Origin of the sequence: Aurantimicrobium minutum (genome assembly GCF_029894165.1) — a bacterium.
GTDB classification, from domain to species: domain Bacteria; phylum Actinomycetota; class Actinomycetes; order Actinomycetales; family Microbacteriaceae; genus Aurantimicrobium; species Aurantimicrobium minutum_A.
In genome coordinates this window covers 679,611-699,087 of record NZ_JARXXU010000001.1, presented here as the reverse complement: position 1 = coordinate 699,087, position 19,477 = coordinate 679,611, and the positions used below count along the sequence as shown (strand labels likewise).

Genomic DNA, 19,477 nt, shown 5'->3' with positions numbered 1-19,477 from the left:
TCGGTTTCTGACACCGTGTCAGCTCTGACCACTCCCACAGCGTGACAATGAGCACGTGATGTTGCCCAATGATCATCCCCTCAACACAGGACGCACGAGTTCTTCTCCGCTGATACTCAACATGAGGGGAGTCCGTACTCGACCACTCCCTGTGTGGTTCATGCGTCAAGCAGGAAGGTCCCTTCCGGAATATCGGAAGATGAGGGAAAACATCCCCATGTTGGACAGTTGCCTCACTCCGGATGTGGCAGCAGAAATAACCCTGCAGCCGGTGAGGCGCCATCACGTCGACGCCGCAATATTTTTTTCCGACATTGTGATTCCCCTCAAACTCTCTGGAATCGATGTAGATATCAAACCAGGCGTGGGACCTGTCATTTCAGAACCGGTACGAACACAATCCGATATCCAACGCCTGAGAGAACTTGGCGATATAGACCTTTCGCCCATTACCGAAGCAGTGCGCATACTGTGTGCCGAGCTGGGAAACACCCCCCTAATCGGCTTTGGCGGAGCGCCCTTCACCCTTGCCTCGTATCTCATCGAGGGTGGGCCATCCCGCGACCTGCCCCATTCGCGCCACATGATGACACACGATCCAACTTTATGGTCCACGATTCTGAGTTGGTGCGCAGATGTCACAGCAACATTTATTCAGGCGCAGGTTCTCGCAGGTGCTAGTGCACTCCAAGTTTTCGATAGTTGGGCAGGGAAACTTGACCCAAAGGAATATCTGAAGTTTGCCCTGCCTCATTCCCGTCGACTCTTTGATCAACTGACACCCCTCGTGGACGGGCAAGGTGAGCCCGTCCCGCGTGTCCATTTCGGGCTGGGCACACAAAAGATCTTGACTCAGATGCATAGCGCCGGCGCCACCGTCATGGGTGTGGATTTTCACACGCCACTCACTGCGGCTCAAGACCTCCTGGGAAGCAGCGTCCCCCTCCAGGGAAATATTAATCCCGCACTCTTAACTGCCCCATGGTCAGAGATCCGGGCTCACCTGGATGACGTTCTCGACCAAGGCGCTTCGTCCCCAGGGCACATTGTGAACCTTGGACACGGTGTTCCGCCAGAAACCGACCCAGACGTTCTCACTCGCATTGTTGAGTATGTCCACCTCGCCAGCGCATGACCACCCACTGGGATCGCATTGTCATTGGCGGAGGCTACTCCGGCCTCTTGGCAGCACTCCGGGCACAGGGGCGAGGAGAACGAGTTCTGCTCATAGAAGCCAGCGCAGAGTGCGGTGGTGTCCTTTCACCTCTGGAACTCGGAGGCCAGATTATCGATGCTGGCGCTGATTCTTTTTCTACTGCCGGTCATCAGGTAACAAATCTTTTAGGAGAACTTGGACTCCAAGACGAGATTGAGTACCCCCACCGCTCCGACGCACGGATAATCCCCGCACATGGTGATGCTTTTCTCATTCCGCACGGAGTATTGGGAATCCCCTCAGACCTCTCTGCCCCCGAGATTAAAGAGTTGTTCACACCACAAGAAATTGATCGTGCACTCTACTTGGACAGCATGCCGTGTGCGCCAGTAAAAAATACAACGGTGGCAGAGTTAGTCACTGAACGTTTGGGAGCAGCTTTTGTCACCAAACTTGTCAATCCCGTTCTTGCTGGTGTTCATGGCACCACAGCTGATCACATGCTTGCGACTACAACACTCCCCGACCTCCTCGCGGCTTTCGAGAAATGTGGCTCTCTCGTTCAGGCAGCTCATCAGGTTCGTGCGCACGGCGCGAGACCTGGTTCCCTCGTTGCACGTCTGCGCGGAGGCATGTTTTCCCTCGCACAGATTGTGGAGGCTGTTCTTCGTGCACGTGGCGTGAAATTCCGGCTGGGAACACCGGTCACTGGATTGTCCCTCAGCAATGACAACTGGGAAATCAGTTCCTCGACAGAGACGTTTACAGCTCACTCCCTCAGTATCTGCACAGAGCTGGAAGAAGCCATTCGTCTTACCAACGCGGTGTCTGCTTCTGAAAAATCGCTCTCAACGTCAACCACGCTCGTTACCGTTCTACTCTCATCACAGAGCCTCAACGATTTCCCTCTGGGCAGCGGGGCACTTATCGAACCTGGCGGCCGCATCATTGCAAAAGCGACCACGCACGTCAACGCGAAATGGGCTTCAGTGGCTGGCCAGTTAAAAACTGACCAGCATATCATCCGATTGAGCTACAACCCCGACAGCCTGCCACCTGACAAGCCACTTAGAGACATCGCACGGCTTGATCTCACACAGATTTATGCCCTTTTCGCGCCAGAAATCACTGAAATGCGCACGGTGCAGTGGATCAACAAACTACATCAATCACCCCGAAAGACTGCGACCCGTGTTGCAGCTTTGGAGGAGTTTGCGGCACAGCGCGACATCGAATTATGTGGCCCTTACCTCAGCGGCAACGGGCTTTTAGGCATCACTCGAGATCACTACCAAAGGATGGCAGCATGACCACGGACAAGCTAGAACACATCAACAACACCATTCGATATACGAATTGGTCGGCTTACCAATTGCGTGGAAAACTTGTGGAACCTGACATCACCTCGGAAGAATTCAACCAGTGGGTGCTGGATCTCGCCGAACAGGACATCACCCTCCGCGGTGCCTACGACATCCGCGGATTTCGGGGGGACACCGAGTTGTTGTTGTGGCTCCACGCACCTCGTGCTGAAGATATTCAAGGAGCTCTTTCTACATTCCTTCATACCCAACTAGGACAGCTCGCAGTTCCCACCTGGACAGGTATGGGACTGCACCGTCCAGCTGAATTCAATCGGAGCCATGTTCCTGGCTTCATGCTGGGGGTCGAAGCAAAGAAGTGGTTATGTATGTATCCGTTCGTGCGTTCCTACGATTGGTACCTCCTGGATGAATCAGAACGGCGAGACATGCTTATCGAACATGGAGTTGCGGGGCACAACTATTCCGGCATTACCTCGAGCACCGTGGCCTCCTTTGCCCTGGGGGACTATGAATGGTTACTGGCCCTTGAATCAGAGGATCTGCACGAGATAGTCGACATGATGCGGGATCTCCGCTACACCAAAGCTCGCCTGCATGTTCGCGAGGAAGTTCCCTTTTTTACCGGTCAACGTATCGACCTTCAGCAGATTGGAAAGCTGTTCTCATGAGCTACGACGCCATACTTTTGACTTCTTTCGGAGGCCCAGAAGGTCCCGACGAGGTCATGCCATTCTTGGAACGAGTTACCGCAGGCCGAGGTATCCCTCGAGAGAGACTCGAGGAGGTTTCCCACCATTACATGGCTTTAGGTGGCATCAGCCCTATCAACGACCAAAATCGCGCGCTTTTAAACAAAATGAGGGATATCTTCCCCCGCAAGGGAATAGATATTCCCATTTACTGGGCTAATAGAAACAGTGAGCCGTTCTTCGCAGATGTCATAAGTCAAATGTATGAAGATGGCCACCGCACGGTTTTAGCGTGGGTCACGAGCGCCTACTCCTCGTACTCGGGTTGCAGACAATATCGAGAAAACCTCTATCAGGCACTCGCAGATAACGAGCTGGTTGGGAAAATGCGAATCGATAAAGTTCGCCACTATTTCGATCACCCCGGTTTCCTCACTCCTTTTATGACAGCCACAGCTGACGCTGTCGCCGAGATAACGTCTGAGGGAATTCCTGTCACTGACATTGCCGTTTTATTCACAACACACTCCATCCCGGATGGGATGGGTGAAACATCGGGGCCTCCTGCACGGAGGCAAGAATTTGCCCAACCAGGTGGCGCTTACGCGGCGCAACATTTGGCTGCGGCGAAACTCATCATGGAAGACGTCCAGAAATCAGTTGAAACCGAAGGACTGAACTGGCAGTTGGTTTATCAATCACGAAGCGGATCTCCCGCCATGCCGTGGCTAGAACCCGATATTAATGATGCAATTGCTGAAGTCGCCAACTTAGGATCACGAGCCGTTGTCGTGGTACCACTGGGTTTTGTCAGCGATCACGTAGAAGTCATCTGGGACTTAGACAATGAGGCAGCCGAGACTGCCTCCGATCTGGGCCTACGTTTTAAGCGAGTAGCGACTCCTGGAGATCATGACATTTTTGTTGAAGGGATTGCGGAATTGATCAACGAACGCATTGCCAACGCCAAACCACAGGCACTCAGCTCGCTCGGTCCGTGGGCTGACCGTTGCGCTGTTGGGTGTTGCCCCAATCTGCGGCGTGAACTTCCTGTTGTTGCAGAAGAAACCACAAGCTATTGAGAAGCACTCTGATCTGAGTTTCATCTCCCCGCCCAAACTGGTTAGGTCAAGCGTGAACTTAATGCTGCCTGATACAGCTCCCGCTTGGACAGACCAGTCTCTTCTGCCACCTGGGTAGAGGCTTCCTTCAGACGCATGCCATCGGCCACGAGGCGTTGCACTTCGACCAGACCATCTTCGAGAGTCAGTGTTGCGGCCGTTGCACCGCCGATGACGAGCACAATCTCGCCGCGGACGCCGTCGGCGGCCCAGTCGGCGAGCTCGGCAAGACTGCCGCGCTTGACCTCTTCATACATCTTGGTGAGCTCGCGGCATACGGCTGCCAGGCGCTCCGCGCCCAGCTCGTCACGGGCATCTGCCAGTGACTCCGCAATGCGATTAGGGGATTCAAAGAACACCATGGTGCGAGATTCACGGGCTAATTCACGGAACACGCTTGTGCGTTCCCCGCTCTTGCGGGGCAAGAAACCTTCAAAGGTGAAGCGGTCGGTGGGCAAACCTGCCACCGCGAGCGCGGTAATCACCGCACTGGGTCCAGGGATAACGGTGATCTGCACACCCGCGGCAGCGGCTGCTTCAACAAGGTGGAAGCCCGGATCACTCACCGTAGGCATTCCCGCATCGGAGAGCACGAGCACGTCCTGAACTTTGGCGAGCTCAATGATTTCGGGGCTTTTGGTGGTCTCGTTGTGATCGTGCAGGGCAATCAAGCGGGGACGATTCTCAATCCCCAGGGCGTTCAGAAGCTTGGAGGTGGTGCGCGTGTCTTCACTGGCGATGACCGTCGCGTCACTCAGTGCTTCCACCAACCGCGTCGAGGCATCGCCGAGGTTACCAATCGGGGTGGCTGCAAGGATGATCACACTCCCCAGTTTGTCAGGTTCTCACTCGATAGGCTGAACGGGTGAATCGTGCGTGGACATGGGGAGCTCCCGCAGCAGTGCTGCTGCTTGCTGCTGTGCTGCGCCTGTGGAACCTCGGCAACCCCCACTCGCTGGTCTTTGATGAGACTTTCTATGTGAAGGATGCCTGGACGCTGTGGAATAACGGCTACGAAACTACCTGGGGTGACGGGGCTGACGAGAAGTTTAATGCGGGCGTCACCGACGGCTTCACCACGGATCCTTCCTATGTCGTTCACCCCCAGCTCGGTAAATGGCTCATCGCCCTCGGCATGGCGGCTGTTGGTGCGCAGGATTCCTTCGGCTGGCGAATTGGCGTCGCCATCGCGGGCATTCTCATCGTGCTCCTGGTCATGCTCATTGCCAAGCGTCTCTTCGGCTCAACCCTGCTAGCCGTCATTGCGGGAATACTCATGGCCATCGATGGCCATGCCATCGTTCTCTCGCGGGTGAGCCTGCTGGATAACTTCGTGACCCTCTTCACTCTGGCCGGCTTTGGGCTGATCCTTCTGGATCGCCAGCGTAATCTGCCGAGACTCCAGGCCTGGATGGCCCGAAAACGTGCAGGCCTCAGCGAAGAAGACGACGGTCCCACCTGGGGCCCCACGATGTGGGGACGTCCTTATCTGATTCTTGCGGGGCTGGCCTTTGGCCTGGCTTGCAGTGTGAAATGGTCGGGGCTGTATTTCCTGGCCGCCTTCGCCCTCTACGTCGTGGTGATGGATGCGCTGGATCGGCGCCGTGTGGGATTGCCGTTCTGGTTCTCTGCCGCCGTGCTCAAACAAGCTCCCGCCACCTTTGTGTTGATGTTCCCCATCGCTGCGGTGACCTATGTGTCTAGCTGGTTCGGCTGGATCAGCACCCGGGGCGGGTACTACCGGGATATTGTCACGGCAGAGTCCGGCACCCGCTGGACGGGGTTGTTCTCGTGGGTTCCCGACTGGTTCCAGAGTCTGTGGGCGTATCACGTGTCGGCGTATGGCTTCCATGTGGGCTTGACCACTCCGCACTCGTACCAAGCCAACCCACTGAGCTGGCTGATCATGTGGCGCCCCACGAGCATGTTCTACCAAGGCGCAACCAACGGCGATGCGGGGTGCACATTCGATAGCTGTTCGTCTGCGATCACTGCACTGGCAAACCCCCTGATCTGGTGGGGTGGGACAGCGGCCGTGATCTACCTGGTCTATCGCCTGGTGCGTTACCGCGAATGGAAAGTCGGCTTCATCCTGATGGGCATGGTTGCTGGCTATGTGCCGTGGCTGATGTATCTGAACCGGACCGTGTTCCAGTTCTACGGCATCATTTACGAGCCCTACATGATCCTGGCACTGACTTTTGCGCTCGGCATTATTCTGGGCAAAGAAACAGACACTCCTGAGCGCAAAACTACAGGCATCGCGATCGTGACGTGTTTTGGCATTCTGACGGTTCTACTGAGTATCTTTTTCTACCCGCTGTGGACAGGAATGCAGATTCCATATTGGTACTGGCACATCCACATGTGGCTGCCGAGCTGGATCTAACACCCCTTGCCTCACACGTTCCACTACAGACTTTCTTGTCACATCGTCATAGGCTCAAGACGTGACCGCGTATGTCTCCGCCTTTGACCTGTTCTCGATTGGTATTGGCCCCTCGAGCTCTCACACCGTGGGACCGATGCGCGCTGCGCGGGATTTTGCCCAGCGCCTGACCCACGACGGGGTTCTGAACCAAGTCGCCCGCGTCACGTGTGTGCTGTATGGCTCACTGGGTTCCACTGGAATAGGTCACGGCACCCCCGGTGCCGTGATTGCTGGTCTGAGCGGCTTGTCCCCAGAGACGTGTCTTCCGATCAAAGTAAGAAATGCGTGGGCTGCCCTCGAGACGGGTCCGCGCATTCTGCTGGGAGGCACCCATTCCATCGTTTTCACCACCGAGGACATCCAGTTTGAACCTCGAACCAGACTCCCTGGTCACCCAAATGCCTTGAGGCTGCGTGCCCTGAGCGAGAACGGGGATCTCCTCAGCGAAGAAACCTACTATTCCGTCGGAGGCGGCTTCATCCGCCGGGAAGGCGACGAAGTATCCCCCGGTTCGGAGCACCTGTGGCCCATGCCCTTTGCCACCTCAGCCGCCTTGATCGCGTTGTGTGAGGAGAACAACCTCCACATCGACCAGATTGCCCTGGCTAATGAGCTGTCCCAACACAGCATGGACGAGGTGACTCACCGCCTCGATGCAATCTGGGACGCCATGCACCGGTGTGTGGAGGCAGGGTTGAACTCCACGGGAATTCTTCCCGGAGGCTTGCAGGTCAAACGACGTGCTGCCGAGCTTCGCGAACATCTCGTCGCCGCCGATACTGCCCACGACCGGGACACCACCACCGAATGGCTGCATGCCTTTGCCCTGGCCGTCAACGAAGAGAATGCAGCTGGCGGCCGAGTCGTGACCGCCCCCACCAATGGTGCTGCCGGCATCGTTCCTGCCGTGGCCAGCTACTACCTCCGGTTTGTTAACGGGGCTGACGCGGACGGGATTCACCGCTATCTCCTCACCGCCACCGCCATTGGTTCCCTCTTCAAGGCCAATGCCTCTATCTCGGGTGCCGAGGCAGGATGCCAAGGAGAGATTGGCCCCGCCTGCGCCATGGCGGCAGGCGGATTATGTGCCGTGCTAGGCGGAACACCCCGCCAAGTGGAGAATGCGGCAGAGATTGCGATGGAACACCACCTCGGCCTCACCTGTGACCCGGTGGGCGGACTTGTCCAAATCCCCTGCATTGAACGCAATGCCATTGCTGCGTCGACGGCGGTCAGCGCAGCTCGGCTTGCCCTACACGGTGACGGCTCCCACGTGGTCTCCCTGGACACTGTCATTGAGACGATGCGTCAAACAGGCCTCGACATGTCCACCAAGTACAAAGAGACCAGCGAAGGCGGCCTCGCCGTCAACGTGATTGAGTGCTAGCTACAGCGCCGCAGCAAGCTGGCGAATATCCCCAGCGTGCGTTCCACAACACCCGCCGATTAGCCCCGCACCTTGTTTAACCCACTGGGCTGAGGAGGCAACGAGGGCATCTACAGCAGCGTTTTCCCAGATCCCCGTCTCGGGGTTCCACGTTCCACCCCCGTTGGCATAGATCACGATGGGCAGATCGGTCACGGTGCGCATCTCTGCGATCGCAGCGCTAACCAGCACAGGGTCAACGCAGTTGACACCGATGGCCGCAATAGCGGGAGAGCTCACGGCTATCTGCGTCGCCTCCCCCAGAGTCTGCCCTGCCCACAGGCGCCCATCCGGGCCAATCGAGAAACTCATCCACGCCACAGCGTCGGGATAGTCGGCGAGCGCGTCCACCAGCGCCTGTGCTTCGAGCGCATCAGGAATGGTTTCGATGGCGAGGAGGTCAGGGTTCGCAGACAGCAACACCTCGAGGCGCTCTGCGTGGAAAGCGTGAAGCTCTTCTTGTGTCTTCCCGTAGTTGCCTCGGTATTCACTGCCGTCGTGCAGGATGGCGCCATAAGGCCCCACGCTCGCAGCCACGAGAGTGGTGGTGCCTGCGACCGCTGTGCGGGCAACGTCGATGCTGGCGCGCAGAGCGCGGTCAGCATCAGAGGCTGTCAGGCCTGCCTCGATAAAACCTGCACGGGAGATTTGATAACTGGCCGTGATGACCACTGCCGCCCCGGCCTCTACATAGGCGCGGTGGGCGGAGGCAATGAGCTCAGGAGTATCCAGCAAGGCTTGCGCGGTCCACAGGGAACCTTCTAACCGGCAGCCTTGCTGTTCCAGCTCAGTGCTCATGCCACCATCAATGGCGAGAGGGCCCGCGCTCACGCGCGCACCAAACTCTTCTCTAGTCAGCATGATGCCAGCCTAGAGGGAGTGAGGATGAGTTTTAGCTGTCGAGACCCAGGAAGGTGTCCACCGGAATGGATGCCTTCTTGTTCTTGAGCAGGATGTACATCAGGACACCCGCGACAGCGGTGACCACCGCGACGATGGTGATTGTCGAGATGAAGGCGCTGGTGTAGATGCCAGCGAGGTCGGATGTGCTGACTGCAGCCAGGGCTGTATCGGTTGTTTTACCGGATGCCAAGTAGCTCGTGATGGCATCCCAGTTCGAGTCGCCTGCCACAGCACCCTTAGTTGCACTCTTCACACCCGAGAGAGTGAACAGCGAGACCAGAACGGTGCTCCCGGTGAGACCCAGTGCGTAGCCAAACTGACCGACGGCAAGCTTGCTGGAGGTCACGGGACCGTAGAACTTGGCAGGAGCCAAAGTAATGAACAGGTTGCCCTGGCTGGTGGCGTTCATCATCCAACCGATAGCAGCAATGATCATTCCGGGAAGGAACATGAGGTAGCTGGCGGTGGGGGTGAGGAACAGGTAGGTGAAGAAACCAACCACCATGAGGACGTAGCCAATCGAGGCCGTGGTGCGAGGCTTCGAGCCCTTACCCAACGCAGTTCCGGCAATGACCGAACCAATGATGCCCGCGGCGGACATGGGCAGGCTTGCTGCACCGAGAAGACCTGCAGGAATGTGAGTGACGTACTGCCACATGTTAGGAAGCATCTGGCTCATCGAGGCGCTCGCCATGTTCCAGAAGATACCCATGACAACGGCACCCAAGAAGGCAGGGTGGCTGAGCAACTTGATGGGGAAGACAGGAGACTTCGTCTTGTTCTCACGGATGCCGAAGGCTGCCAGTGAGATCAATGCCACGATGATGGGGACATAGAACGAGGGGTGACCGAAACCATTGGTTGCGCCGCTGATGCCATAGAGCAACCCCGCGATACCAATCGCGACAAACAACATGCCCCAGTAGTCGACCTTTGACGGGGGCAACTTGTCAATCTTGGGCAGGATCGGACGTACCAGGAAGAAACCAATCACGGCAACAACCGGAAGAATCAAATACGCCAAGCGCCAGCTGGTGGCAATGAGGACACCACCGAGAACCATGGCGATCACGGGAATGATTCCGTTCACAATGTTGAAGGTGGCCATGGCAGGGCCTAAAGACTTCGCACTGGAGACATTCCGCAGCATGCCGTAGGAGGCACCGAAGGTGACACCCAAAGCAACACCGGTGATGATACGACCGAGAAGGTAGAACAGAACAGCCGTGCCGGCCTTGGAGTCGATCAAACCAGCGCTCGCGGTCATCAGCTGACCGGCGGCCGCCACGAGGACAGACAGCGCGAGGAGAAGGCGGCGACCGAAGCGGTCAGCCAACATGCCGCCGGGGATGGCGGTTGCGGCGAGAGCCAAGGTCGAAATACCTACAGCAAGCGACTGCGTCGATGCCGAGAAGTTCAGTTCATCAGAGGCCTTGACCAATGCCAGGGAAGAGATGAGGGGGTCAGCTACCTGGATAGCGCCCAGGAGGCCCAGAAGGATAACGGCGGAACGTGTGAACCCGGTTGCAGGTGCAGTTCCGGAAGGGGCAGAAGTCGACACTGATTCTCCTTGAGTTGGTGACTAGGCAAGTGTGACACACTAGACCGCAGGTATAAACACCCCTCGCTAGGCTGGACACAGCCCATGGACGCCACACTCATCACGTACCCGCCGGATTTGCCGGTTAGTGAACGTCGTGAAGAGATACTTGAGGCGATCAGAGTTAACCAAGTTGTCATCATTGCCGGTGCCACGGGGTCGGGTAAAACGACCCAGATTCCCAAGATGTGCCTCGAGCTTGGCCGCACCAGCATTGCCCACACTCAGCCACGACGAATCGCAGCTCGAGCAGTAGCAGAGCGCATCGCAGAGGAACTCAACGTCGAACTCGGCGGTCTCGTCGGCTACCAAGTCCGCTTCACCGATCAGGCCAGCGCCGCTACCGAAGTCAAAGTGATGACCGACGGCATTCTGCTCAACGCTCTGCAGCGTGACCGGATGCTGAAGAACTTCGACACCATCATCATTGACGAGGCGCATGAGCGCAGTCTCAACATTGACTTCCTGTTGGGCTATCTCAAGCAGCTCCTCCCCCAGCGTCCGGACCTCAAGCTCATCATCACCTCGGCCACCATCGATCCTGAGAGCTTCTCCCAGCACTTCGGTGGCGCCCCGATGATCGAGGTCTCAGGCCGCACCTTCCCCATCGAGGTTCGGTATCGCCCCCTCACCGAAGACAAAATGTCCAGCGACGACGTCGATGACGACGAGTTAGCAGATGAACCCAATAAAGCAGCGAAAGCTCCCGAACACTCTGCCCGGGATTATCTCGATGGCATCGTCTCTGCACTGAACGAGCTCGATAAAGAAGCACCCGGGGACGTGTTGGTCTTCCTCTCGGGTGAAACCGAGATTCGCGACGCGCAAGAAGCACTCGAAGGCAACATCGCTGCTGGCCGCATGCGCGCCGGCACCGAAGTGCTTCCCCTGTATGGTCGGCTGTCTGCAGCCGACCAACACAAAGTCTTTGAACCCAGCAAAGTTGCAGGGCTCACAAGACGAATTATCTTGGCCACCAACGTGGCTGAAACCAGCCTCACGGTCCCCGGCATCAAATACGTCGTCGATGCCGGAACGGCTCGTATCTCCAGGTATAGCCCCCGGGCCAAGGTCCAGCGCCTGCCCATTGAAGCCATCTCCCAAGCCAGCGCCAACCAACGCTCCGGTCGCTGTGGGCGCACCAGCGATGGCATTGCCATCCGGTTGTATTCAGAGGAAGACTTTGAACGCCGCCCAGAATTCACCGACCCCGAAATTCTGCGCACCAACCTTGCCTCGGTGATTCTGCAAGCGGCGTCCCTCGGCCTGGGCGATATTGCCCAGTTCCCTTTCTTGCAAACACCAGATTCACGCGGCGTGAAAGACGGCGTTGATCTACTCAAAGAACTGGGTGCCATTCAGAATGGGCCCGGGGCCACCAAGCTGACCAAGATTGGTCACGACCTGTCCCGCCTCCCGATTGAGCCGCGCTTTGCGCGCATGGTTTTAGAATCCAGAAACCACGGCGTCACCCGCGAAGTGATGGCTATTGTGGCCGGGCTCACCGTGCAGGACCCGAGGGAACGACCACTGGAGAAGCGCCCCCAGGCTGACCTCTCTCATGCCCGCTTCACCGATCCCACCAGCGACTTCCTCTCCCTACTGAATCTCTGGAACTATCTTGAAGAGAAACAGAAGGAACTCTCTTCCAGTGCCTTCCGCCGGATGTGCAAAGCGGAATACCTCAACTACTTGCGTGTGCGGGAATGGAATGACGTGTTCCGTCAGCTCAAGACACTCACGAAACCACTGGGCCTCAGCCTGGGCGAAGCCAAGATTGACCCTGACGGCATTCACAAGTCCCTCCTGGCAGGACTTCTTTCCCACATCGGCCTCAAGCAAGTCAGCGACAACAAACTGGGGGCAAACAAATACAGCGACAAGGGCGGTAACAGCCCGCGCAAACAACAGCATGAGTTCATGGGTGCACGGAACCAGAAGTTCGTCATCTTCCCAGGTTCAGCTCTGGCCAAGAAACCACCCGCAGCTGTGATGAGCGCCGAGCTCGTGGAAACCAGCCGGCTTTTTGCACGAACAAACGCAGCCATTGATCCCGGCTGGGCAGAAAAGCTTGCCGGTGACCTGTGTAAGCGCAGCTATAGCGAACCCCACTGGGAGAAGAACCAGGGGGCGGTGGTTGCTTACGAACGCGTGACGCTCTTTGGCGTCACGCTCGTCGCCCACCGCCGCATGCAATACGCCCGCGTGGATGCAGAGCTGTGCCGTGAACTCTTTATTCGCCATGCACTGGTGGAAGGCGAATGGGATTCCAAACAAGCATTCGACCGCAGTAACCGTGCCCTCCGCAGGCAGCTCGAAGAACTGGAAGAGCGCTCCAGGAGAAGAGACATCCTGGCCGATGACGAGGTCGTCTTTGCTTTCTATGACCAGCGCATTCCGGCCGATGTTCTCTCCACCAGAAGCTTCGAAGGCTGGTGGAAGAAGGAGCGCACCACCAACCCTGACTTCCTCACCATGCAACGCGCAGACCTGCTGGAAGAAGCCGAAGCAGAACACGATGAGAACGAATTCCCCTCCGAATGGGTCTATGGCGACCAGCGGCTCAAGCTGAAATATCGTTTTGAACCAGGCCGGGAAGATGACGGGGTCACCGTTGAAGTTCCACTGCCTCTCTTGGCCAGACTCGACCCTGAACCCTTTGAATGGCTGGTTCCAGGACTGCGCTTAGAACTCATCACGGGACTTATCAAGACGCTGCCGAAGAACATTAGGCGCCAGGTAGTCCCGGCAGCGGACTGGGCAGCCAAGGCTGCTGCCACCCTGCCTGAGACACCTCAGGGCAACCTGCTCTCAATAGTGGCAAAAGCGTTGCAAAGCCTGAGCGGAGCCATTGTCACCGCGAACGACTTTGATGTGCTGAGACTTCCCGATCACCTGCGCATGACCTACAGAGTTATAGGCAGCACGGGCAAGAACCTGGGAACAGATAAGAACCTCGAGAAACTTCAGCGCGGTCTGGCAGAGAAGAGCAGGGACGCGGTTGCTGAAGTGGCAGAACGCGTGAGCTCACCCCTGGAACGTGATGGACTCACCAGCTGGGACTTTGACGAACTCCCCCGCACCGTCGATGCCAAGCACGGAAGCAACACCGTGCGGGCATATCCGGCACTGGTTGTCACCAGCCCTGGAACAGCACGCCAGGAGGTCAACATCAGACTCCTGGCCACCGAAGCAGACCAGCGAAGAGAACACCCCCTGGGAACCAGAGCACTCGTGATCGCTGCCGTGCCCTCGCCAGCGAAGTATGTCCAGGAGCACCTGACCGCTGCCGAGAAACTGATCCTCACCCAAAGCCCCTATGCCAACCTCAGTGCGCTCATCACGGATGCCATCGCAGCCAGCGTGGACAGTGTGCTGCACTCTATGCGCGAAGACGGGCTCATCTTCCAGAAGGCTGAGTTTGAAACTTTGAGGGACCGCGTCCAGGGCGCCATCATGGACAACATCTTTGACGCAGTGTCACACACAGCAAGAATCCTGTCCGCAGCCAGAGATGCCACGAAAGCCATGTCCCAAGCAAATGCCATGACTTACCTTGCAGTGCTCAGCCAGGAGAAGGCACACCTCGAACAACTCTTACAACCCAACTTCATTAGCAATGCTGGATTAGCCAGGCTTCCCCGCATCCTGATTTATGTGAGAGCAATCACAATGCGCATTCAGCGCATGCTGGAAGACGCCGGGCGAGACAGAACGGCATCGGTTGAACTAGACCAAGCTTTAAGCCTCTATGAAGCTGCAGGGGGCAAGATTCCTCTCGCACCACACTCCCCAGCACACCTAGTGAAGGTGCGCTGGATGCTCGAAGAGTTCCGTGTAAGCCTGTTTGCTCAGTCCCTCGGTACAGCAGAGCCCATCTCACTGCAACGCATAAAGAAAGCGCTGGCTTAAACGAATCAACCCCCGAATTTCTTCGGGGGTTGATTACTCGCTTCGTATTAGACGTTCTGCTTGCGACGAGCAATCAGAAGGAATGCGCTACCCACGATGGCAAGCGAAAGACCACCATATATGTAGGGCTTCGCATCGATACCGGTGTTTGCAAGAACGGCCGTCCACTGCGCATACATAGTGGCGTTAGCTGTGAAGGGATAACTGGCTCCGTCTGCATAAGCTGTTCCAGAACCGTCAGCAGCGGTGTTCCATCCAGAAAAGGTATAACCGGATCGGGTGAAACCATTTGCACTAAGGGCAGTTGCTGAGCTAGCAGATTGGTCTGCCATGGAACCAGAGCCATTGTTCGCATTGAAAGCTGCTGTGAAGGATGAAGATCCACTGGAGAGTGTTGCTGTACCCGTATCAACGGCTCCATTGACGTTTGAAGTTGTCAGGCTGAAATCTCTTCCCGATGCAGCAGTAAGTGTGTTTGCGCTAAAAACTACAGATAAAGCAGTGTTAGCGCCAATCGCACCTGCTGACGAATAAAGCGTGAGCACTCCACCCGACACAGCACAACCATTACCAGTGATTGTCATGCCAGTAACAGTTAGGCCTGTGCAGTTCGGGCCGCCAACAATAGACGTTGACCAACCTGTAGGAAGAGTAATCACTAGCCGGGTTGCACCAGCAGTTGCGGTAGTTGCATCAATTGTTACGGGCACAGTTACAGCACCTGTAGTGACAGAACCATTAGCGGTTGCAGAAGTCGCTGTCAGAGTTGCAGCTTGTGCGGGTGCAGCAGCTCCTGCAAAAACTATCCCAAGAGCAAAAATCGTGGCGCCCAGCACCTTGAGGGAAAACTTTTTCATACGAATAGTTTAGACGAATGTTTTACCCATTTGTACCTTTTAGGGGTACAAGAAAAGGGCCCTCCTGTAATCAGGAGAGCCCTTAACTCTGTTCGAGTGGAACGTGTGACTAGGCAGTCGCGCCGTTCGACTCGTAGCTGGTGTTGGTCGACTCGAAGAAGTTGACCAACTGCAGAGTGTCGTTGGCGGTTGCCATCCACTTTGCAGGGTTCGAGACCTTGTACTCTGCTTCGAAGCCGAGCTCCTCAAGACGACGGTCAGCCAAGTACTTCACGTACTGGTTGATGTAGTTCGAGTTGAGGCCCAAGATGCCGTTGGGGAGGAGGTCACGGTTGTATTCCTCTTCCATTTCGACAGCGTTGGTGATCATGCCCTTGATTTCTGCTGCGAACTCTTCAGTCTGCAGGTCAGGGTTCTCTTCAAGAACGGTGAGGATCAAGTTGATACCGAACTTGAGGTGAAGCGACTCATCGCGAACAACCCAGTCCATCAGCGAACCGAAGTTGCGCAGCAGGTTGCGCTGGCGGAAGCTGAGCGCAACCATGAAGCCTGAGTAGAACCAGATGCCCTCGAGGATGACGTTGTACGCAACGAGGTTGCGAACGAAGTCCATCTTGCCCTCGGTGGTGGTGATGTCGAGGGTCTGCTCGGTCATGCGCTTGATGAAGTTCACTTCGAACTCTTCCTTGCGCGCCATGGAGGGCACCTTGACGTGAGAGCTGTAGGCAGCTTCACGGTCAATGGGGAAAGTTTCGAGAACATACTCGAAGCTCATGCAGTGGTTCGCTTCTTCCCACATCTGCTTCGCGAGGTAGAGGTGCGCCTCGGGAGCGTTGACGTAGGGGTACACGCCGAAGGCGAGTGCCTTGTTCACGAGCAGCTCGTTGGGGTTGAAGTAGCTCATCAAGAAGGTGATCGCGTGACGTTCTTCATCGGTCATCTTCTTGAAGTCAGCGATGTCTTCGCCGAGCTGGATTTCGTTAGGGAACCAAGTGTTGGCAACAGCCTGGTCGTAGAGGTCCATCGCCCACTTGTAGGTGACGGGCTTGAGCAGGAGTCCTTCCTGGACTCCGGTACCGAGAATACCCATGGTGTTTCTCCTTAGATCGTCGTTAAAAGTGTTCTGTTTTCCCGCGAGAGCCGTTCCGGGTGGTCCGTCTCTGGTGTGGGGTGCGGCGGGGGTGACAGATAGAGCGGTGGTGCGGTTACTGCTGGTGGTGCAGGGGTGTCTGGGATCAGAACGAGCTGCCTACTGGCAGGACTCGCACTGAAGGTCTTCCATCGGGTCGACGGGAACGATGTACTCGTCTACTGCTGTGGTGTAGTTCATTAGTTTCCACCTCCCGAAGCGCCAAATCCGAAGCCTTTGCGTGCAGGAGCAGCAACAGCTGGCTCTGCCGCAGCAACGGCGGAAACGGAGTGAGGTTCTGGGTTCGCACCCGAGCCGCTGCCGAAGCCGAAGCCCTTCTTGGGTGCGCCGCCACCTGCGTTGATGTCTTCCGACTTGTTCACCTTGACGGTGGACTGCTCGGCAGTGTGGCGAGGCTTCATGTGCAAGTAGTAGGTGGTCTTCACGCCACGGTTCCATGCTTCGGAGTAGATCTCCATCATGTCGCCGAGGTCGCGAGTTTCCAGGTACATGTTGCGGCTGATGGCCTGGTCAATCCACTTCTGTGCACGCGCGGCAACCTCAATGAAGGAGGATGGCGAGAGCTGGAAGCTGGTCTTGTAGGCAGCCTTGATGTGGTCAGGAACCTGAGGCAGGCCCTGGACGTCACCTTGGCTGCGCAGCAGGTCTTCACGGACGGACTCCCAGAGGCCGAGCTTCTGCAGGTCGGCAACCAGGTTGCGGTTGACCTCGAGGAACTTACCCGAGCTGGTGGCACGGCTGAAGATCTGAGAGAACTGGGGGTCCAGACCTGGAGTGGTTCCGGCAACAAGACCGATGGATGCGGTGGGTGCAATGGCCATCAGGGTGGCGTTACGGATACCGTTCTTGACCTCTGTGCGGAGCTTGTCCCAGTCGAGAGTGGTCTTGCGGTTGACCGTGATGGGAACGCCGCGGTCAGCTTCAGCCAGGTCGATGCTGTCGAAGGGAACGAGACCCTGCGACCAGCGGCTACCGGCGAAGTTGTTGTAAGCGCCACGTTCCTTGGCCAGCTCAACCGATGCTTCGATTGCCGCGTAGGAGATGTGCTCGGTCACGACGTCGATGAGGTCGTAGGCCTCTTCGGACTCGTAGGAGTAGCCCATGCGCTCGACGATGTCGGTGAAGCCCATGAGGCCCAGGCCGATCGCGCGGTTTTCGCTGTTGGAGAAGTCAGCTTCCTGCACTGAGGAGCGGGTGATGTCGATGAGGTTATCCAACTGACGCACAGCAAGCTTGGCGCTTTCTGCGAGCTTGGCGAAGTCCATCTTGTTGTCGGCCGTGAGGTGGCGAGAGAGGTTGATCGACGCCAGGTTGCAGACCGAGACGTTGTCCTCGTCCTGGGGCAGTGTGATTTCGGTGCACAGGTTCGAGGAGTGGATGGTGCCGGTGTTGTTGTTGAGGGCACGCAGGTTGATGGTGTCCTTCCAGGTCAACCAGGGGTGGCTGGTGGACTGGAGGGAGATGAGGATCTGCTTGAACTGCTCGCGCGCACCGATTTTCTTGTAGAGGTTCATGCGACCGGCTTCAGCCTCAGCTACGTAGAAGTTGTAGCGCTCGGAGAATTCCTTGCCGTAGAGCTCGTTGAGGTCGGTGACCTCGAGAGGGTCAAAGAGGTACCAGTCGCCGTCGTTCTGCACGCGCTTCATGAACTCATCGGAGATCCACACCGCGGTGTTAGCGGTACGGGTACGACGGTAGGGGTCACCAGAGTTCTGACGAAGGTCTAGGAACTCGGGGAAGTCCATGTGCCAGTTCTCCATGTAGAAGCAGAGAGCACCAAACTTCTTTCCACCGCGGCTAACCGCACGCAGGATGGAGTCAATGGTGTGCATGAACGGGATAGGACCGGTCGAGGTGGTGTTGTTTGAGCGGATAGGTGAGCCCTGTGCACGAAGCTTGGTCACGGACAGGCCGATACCACCGGTGCCCTTGGTCAACCACATGACATCGCGGGTGGTCTTCGCAATGTGCTCCATGTCGTCCTGCATTTCCATGACGAAGCAGTTTGCGAGCTGGGGGTAGATGGTTCCGGCGTTGACCAGGGTCGAACCTGCCGCGAGGTACTCGAGCTGGCTCATCTTGTTGTAGAACTTGATCGCGTGCTCGGTGGGGTTCGCCTCGTTGAGCGAGAGGCCCATGGAGATACGCATCCAGAAATACTGAGGGACCTCGAGGGGGTCACCGTTGCGGCCCTTGATGGCGTAGCGGTTGTTGAGGGTGACAACACCGATGTACTTGAGCAAGTCATCGTGCCCGGGGTCGATTTCGTCGGCGAGCTTGTTCAGGTCGAAGAGTTCGGTCAGACGTGGGTCGAGCAGACCTTCTTCCACACCGCGCTTCATGTTCTCGGCGAAGTGTTCGCGGTGGAGCTTCTTCAGCTGTTCAGGAGTGGTGAAGTCGCCGAGGACGCGCTTGTAGATGGTCTTGAGGAGAAGACGAGCAGCGACCACGTCAAATGCAGGGTCATCCTTGACGTTCTGCAGTGCAACCTGGATCACAGCTTCGTCGAGCTGCTGAGTGGTGATGCCGTCGAAGAGCGTGATCTCAAGCTCGGTGGCGATCTGGGTCACCCACGCAATGTTGTCGTGCAGGCCATGCGTAGCCTCTTCGATCGCCATGTTGATCTTGTTGGCGTCATACTGTTCGCGCTGTCCATTGCGCTTTACGACGGTAATTCCCACGTCTGTTGTCTCTTCCTCTGCGATTTCCCACTCTTGGTGCTTGACCACTATATAAGGGGTTGTGGGCGAAAGTGAATCCCTACATGTTGTGGGCGTGTCATCCCCAGTTGTGGATAACTTTTCCTCGTTTGTGCACATATACACAGCCTCCCAGCGCTCTGTTTCCCCGGAAATGCCATCATTGCGCCACCCACGGACAAACAGACCGCCCCGATGTGCCCCCATA

At 56.9% G+C, this 19,477-nt stretch carries 13 protein-coding genes; 7 read left to right on the top strand and 6 right to left on the bottom strand.

Going from position 1 to position 19,477, the window contains the following annotated elements; all coding sequences use genetic code 11:
* Positions 1-58: 58 nt before the first annotated feature.
* From hemE to M2119_RS03640, 4 genes are read left to right on the top strand one after another with little or no spacing between them, the layout of a single operon-like run.
* Entirely contained in the window at positions 59-1,135 is a 1,077-nt protein-coding gene (hemE, locus tag M2119_RS03655; RefSeq protein ID WP_348520949.1) for a uroporphyrinogen decarboxylase, read from the top strand.
* Positions 1,132-2,466 carry a protoporphyrinogen/coproporphyrinogen oxidase gene (locus tag M2119_RS03650; protein ID WP_280803598.1) on the top strand — a complete coding sequence of 445 codons (1,335 nt, stop codon included), beginning with the start codon at positions 1,132-1,134 and terminating at the stop codon, positions 2,464-2,466. Before hemE ends, M2119_RS03650 begins: the two co-directional genes overlap by 4 nt.
* A complete protein-coding gene (gene hemQ / locus M2119_RS03645; RefSeq protein ID WP_280803597.1) occupies positions 2,463-3,149 on the top strand; it encodes a hydrogen peroxide-dependent heme synthase in 687 nt (228 codons plus the stop codon). The genes M2119_RS03650 and hemQ overlap by 4 nt, the downstream gene beginning before the upstream one ends.
* Complete coding sequence (locus M2119_RS03640; RefSeq protein WP_280803596.1) at positions 3,146-4,252, top strand: ferrochelatase; 1,107 nt, start codon at positions 3,146-3,148, stop codon at positions 4,250-4,252. The genes hemQ and M2119_RS03640 overlap by 4 nt, the downstream gene beginning before the upstream one ends.
* A 41-nt stretch (positions 4,253-4,293) precedes the next feature.
* Here the strand turns inward: M2119_RS03640 and rsmI are convergent, their stop codons facing one another.
* A complete protein-coding gene (rsmI, locus tag M2119_RS03635; protein WP_280803595.1) occupies positions 4,294-5,115 on the bottom strand; it encodes a 16S rRNA (cytidine(1402)-2'-O)-methyltransferase in 822 nt (273 codons plus the stop codon).
* 41 nt (positions 5,116-5,156) lie between these two features.
* Between rsmI and M2119_RS03630 the strand changes: the two genes are divergently transcribed.
* Positions 5,157-6,680 (top strand): dolichyl-phosphate-mannose--protein mannosyltransferase, encoded by a 1,524-nt coding sequence (locus M2119_RS03630; protein ID WP_280803594.1) that lies wholly within the window; start codon positions 5,157-5,159, stop codon positions 6,678-6,680.
* Between the two features lie 61 nt (positions 6,681-6,741).
* Entirely contained in the window at positions 6,742-8,109 is a 1,368-nt protein-coding gene (locus M2119_RS03625) for an L-serine ammonia-lyase (RefSeq protein ID WP_280803593.1), read from the top strand.
* Here the strand turns inward: M2119_RS03625 and mmuM are convergent, their stop codons facing one another.
* A complete protein-coding gene (gene mmuM, locus M2119_RS03620) occupies positions 8,110-9,009 on the bottom strand; it encodes a homocysteine S-methyltransferase (RefSeq protein WP_280803592.1) in 900 nt (299 codons plus the stop codon).
* A 31-nt stretch (positions 9,010-9,040) separates the two neighbouring features.
* Positions 9,041-10,612 (bottom strand): MFS transporter, encoded by a 1,572-nt coding sequence (locus tag M2119_RS03615; RefSeq protein WP_280803591.1) that lies wholly within the window; start codon positions 10,610-10,612, stop codon positions 9,041-9,043.
* A gap of 84 nt (positions 10,613-10,696) precedes the next feature.
* Between M2119_RS03615 and hrpA the strand changes: the two genes are divergently transcribed.
* Positions 10,697-14,563, top strand: a complete 3,867-nt coding sequence (hrpA, locus tag M2119_RS03610; RefSeq protein ID WP_280803590.1) for an ATP-dependent RNA helicase HrpA — start codon at positions 10,697-10,699, stop codon at positions 14,561-14,563.
* Between the two features lie 47 nt (positions 14,564-14,610).
* Here hrpA and M2119_RS03605 read toward each other — a convergent pair whose 3' ends face one another.
* From M2119_RS03605 to M2119_RS03595, 3 genes are all read right to left on the bottom strand, one after another.
* Entirely contained in the window at positions 14,611-15,420 is an 810-nt protein-coding gene (locus tag M2119_RS03605) for an InlB B-repeat-containing protein (RefSeq protein WP_280803589.1), read from the bottom strand.
* A gap of 109 nt (positions 15,421-15,529) precedes the next feature.
* Entirely contained in the window at positions 15,530-16,510 is a 981-nt protein-coding gene (locus M2119_RS03600) for a ribonucleotide-diphosphate reductase subunit beta (RefSeq protein WP_280803588.1), read from the bottom strand.
* A gap of 239 nt (positions 16,511-16,749) precedes the next feature.
* Positions 16,750-19,251 (bottom strand): ribonucleoside-diphosphate reductase subunit alpha, encoded by a 2,502-nt coding sequence (locus M2119_RS03595; RefSeq protein ID WP_280804446.1) that lies wholly within the window; start codon positions 19,249-19,251, stop codon positions 16,750-16,752.
* Between the last annotated feature and the right edge of the window lie 226 nt (positions 19,252-19,477).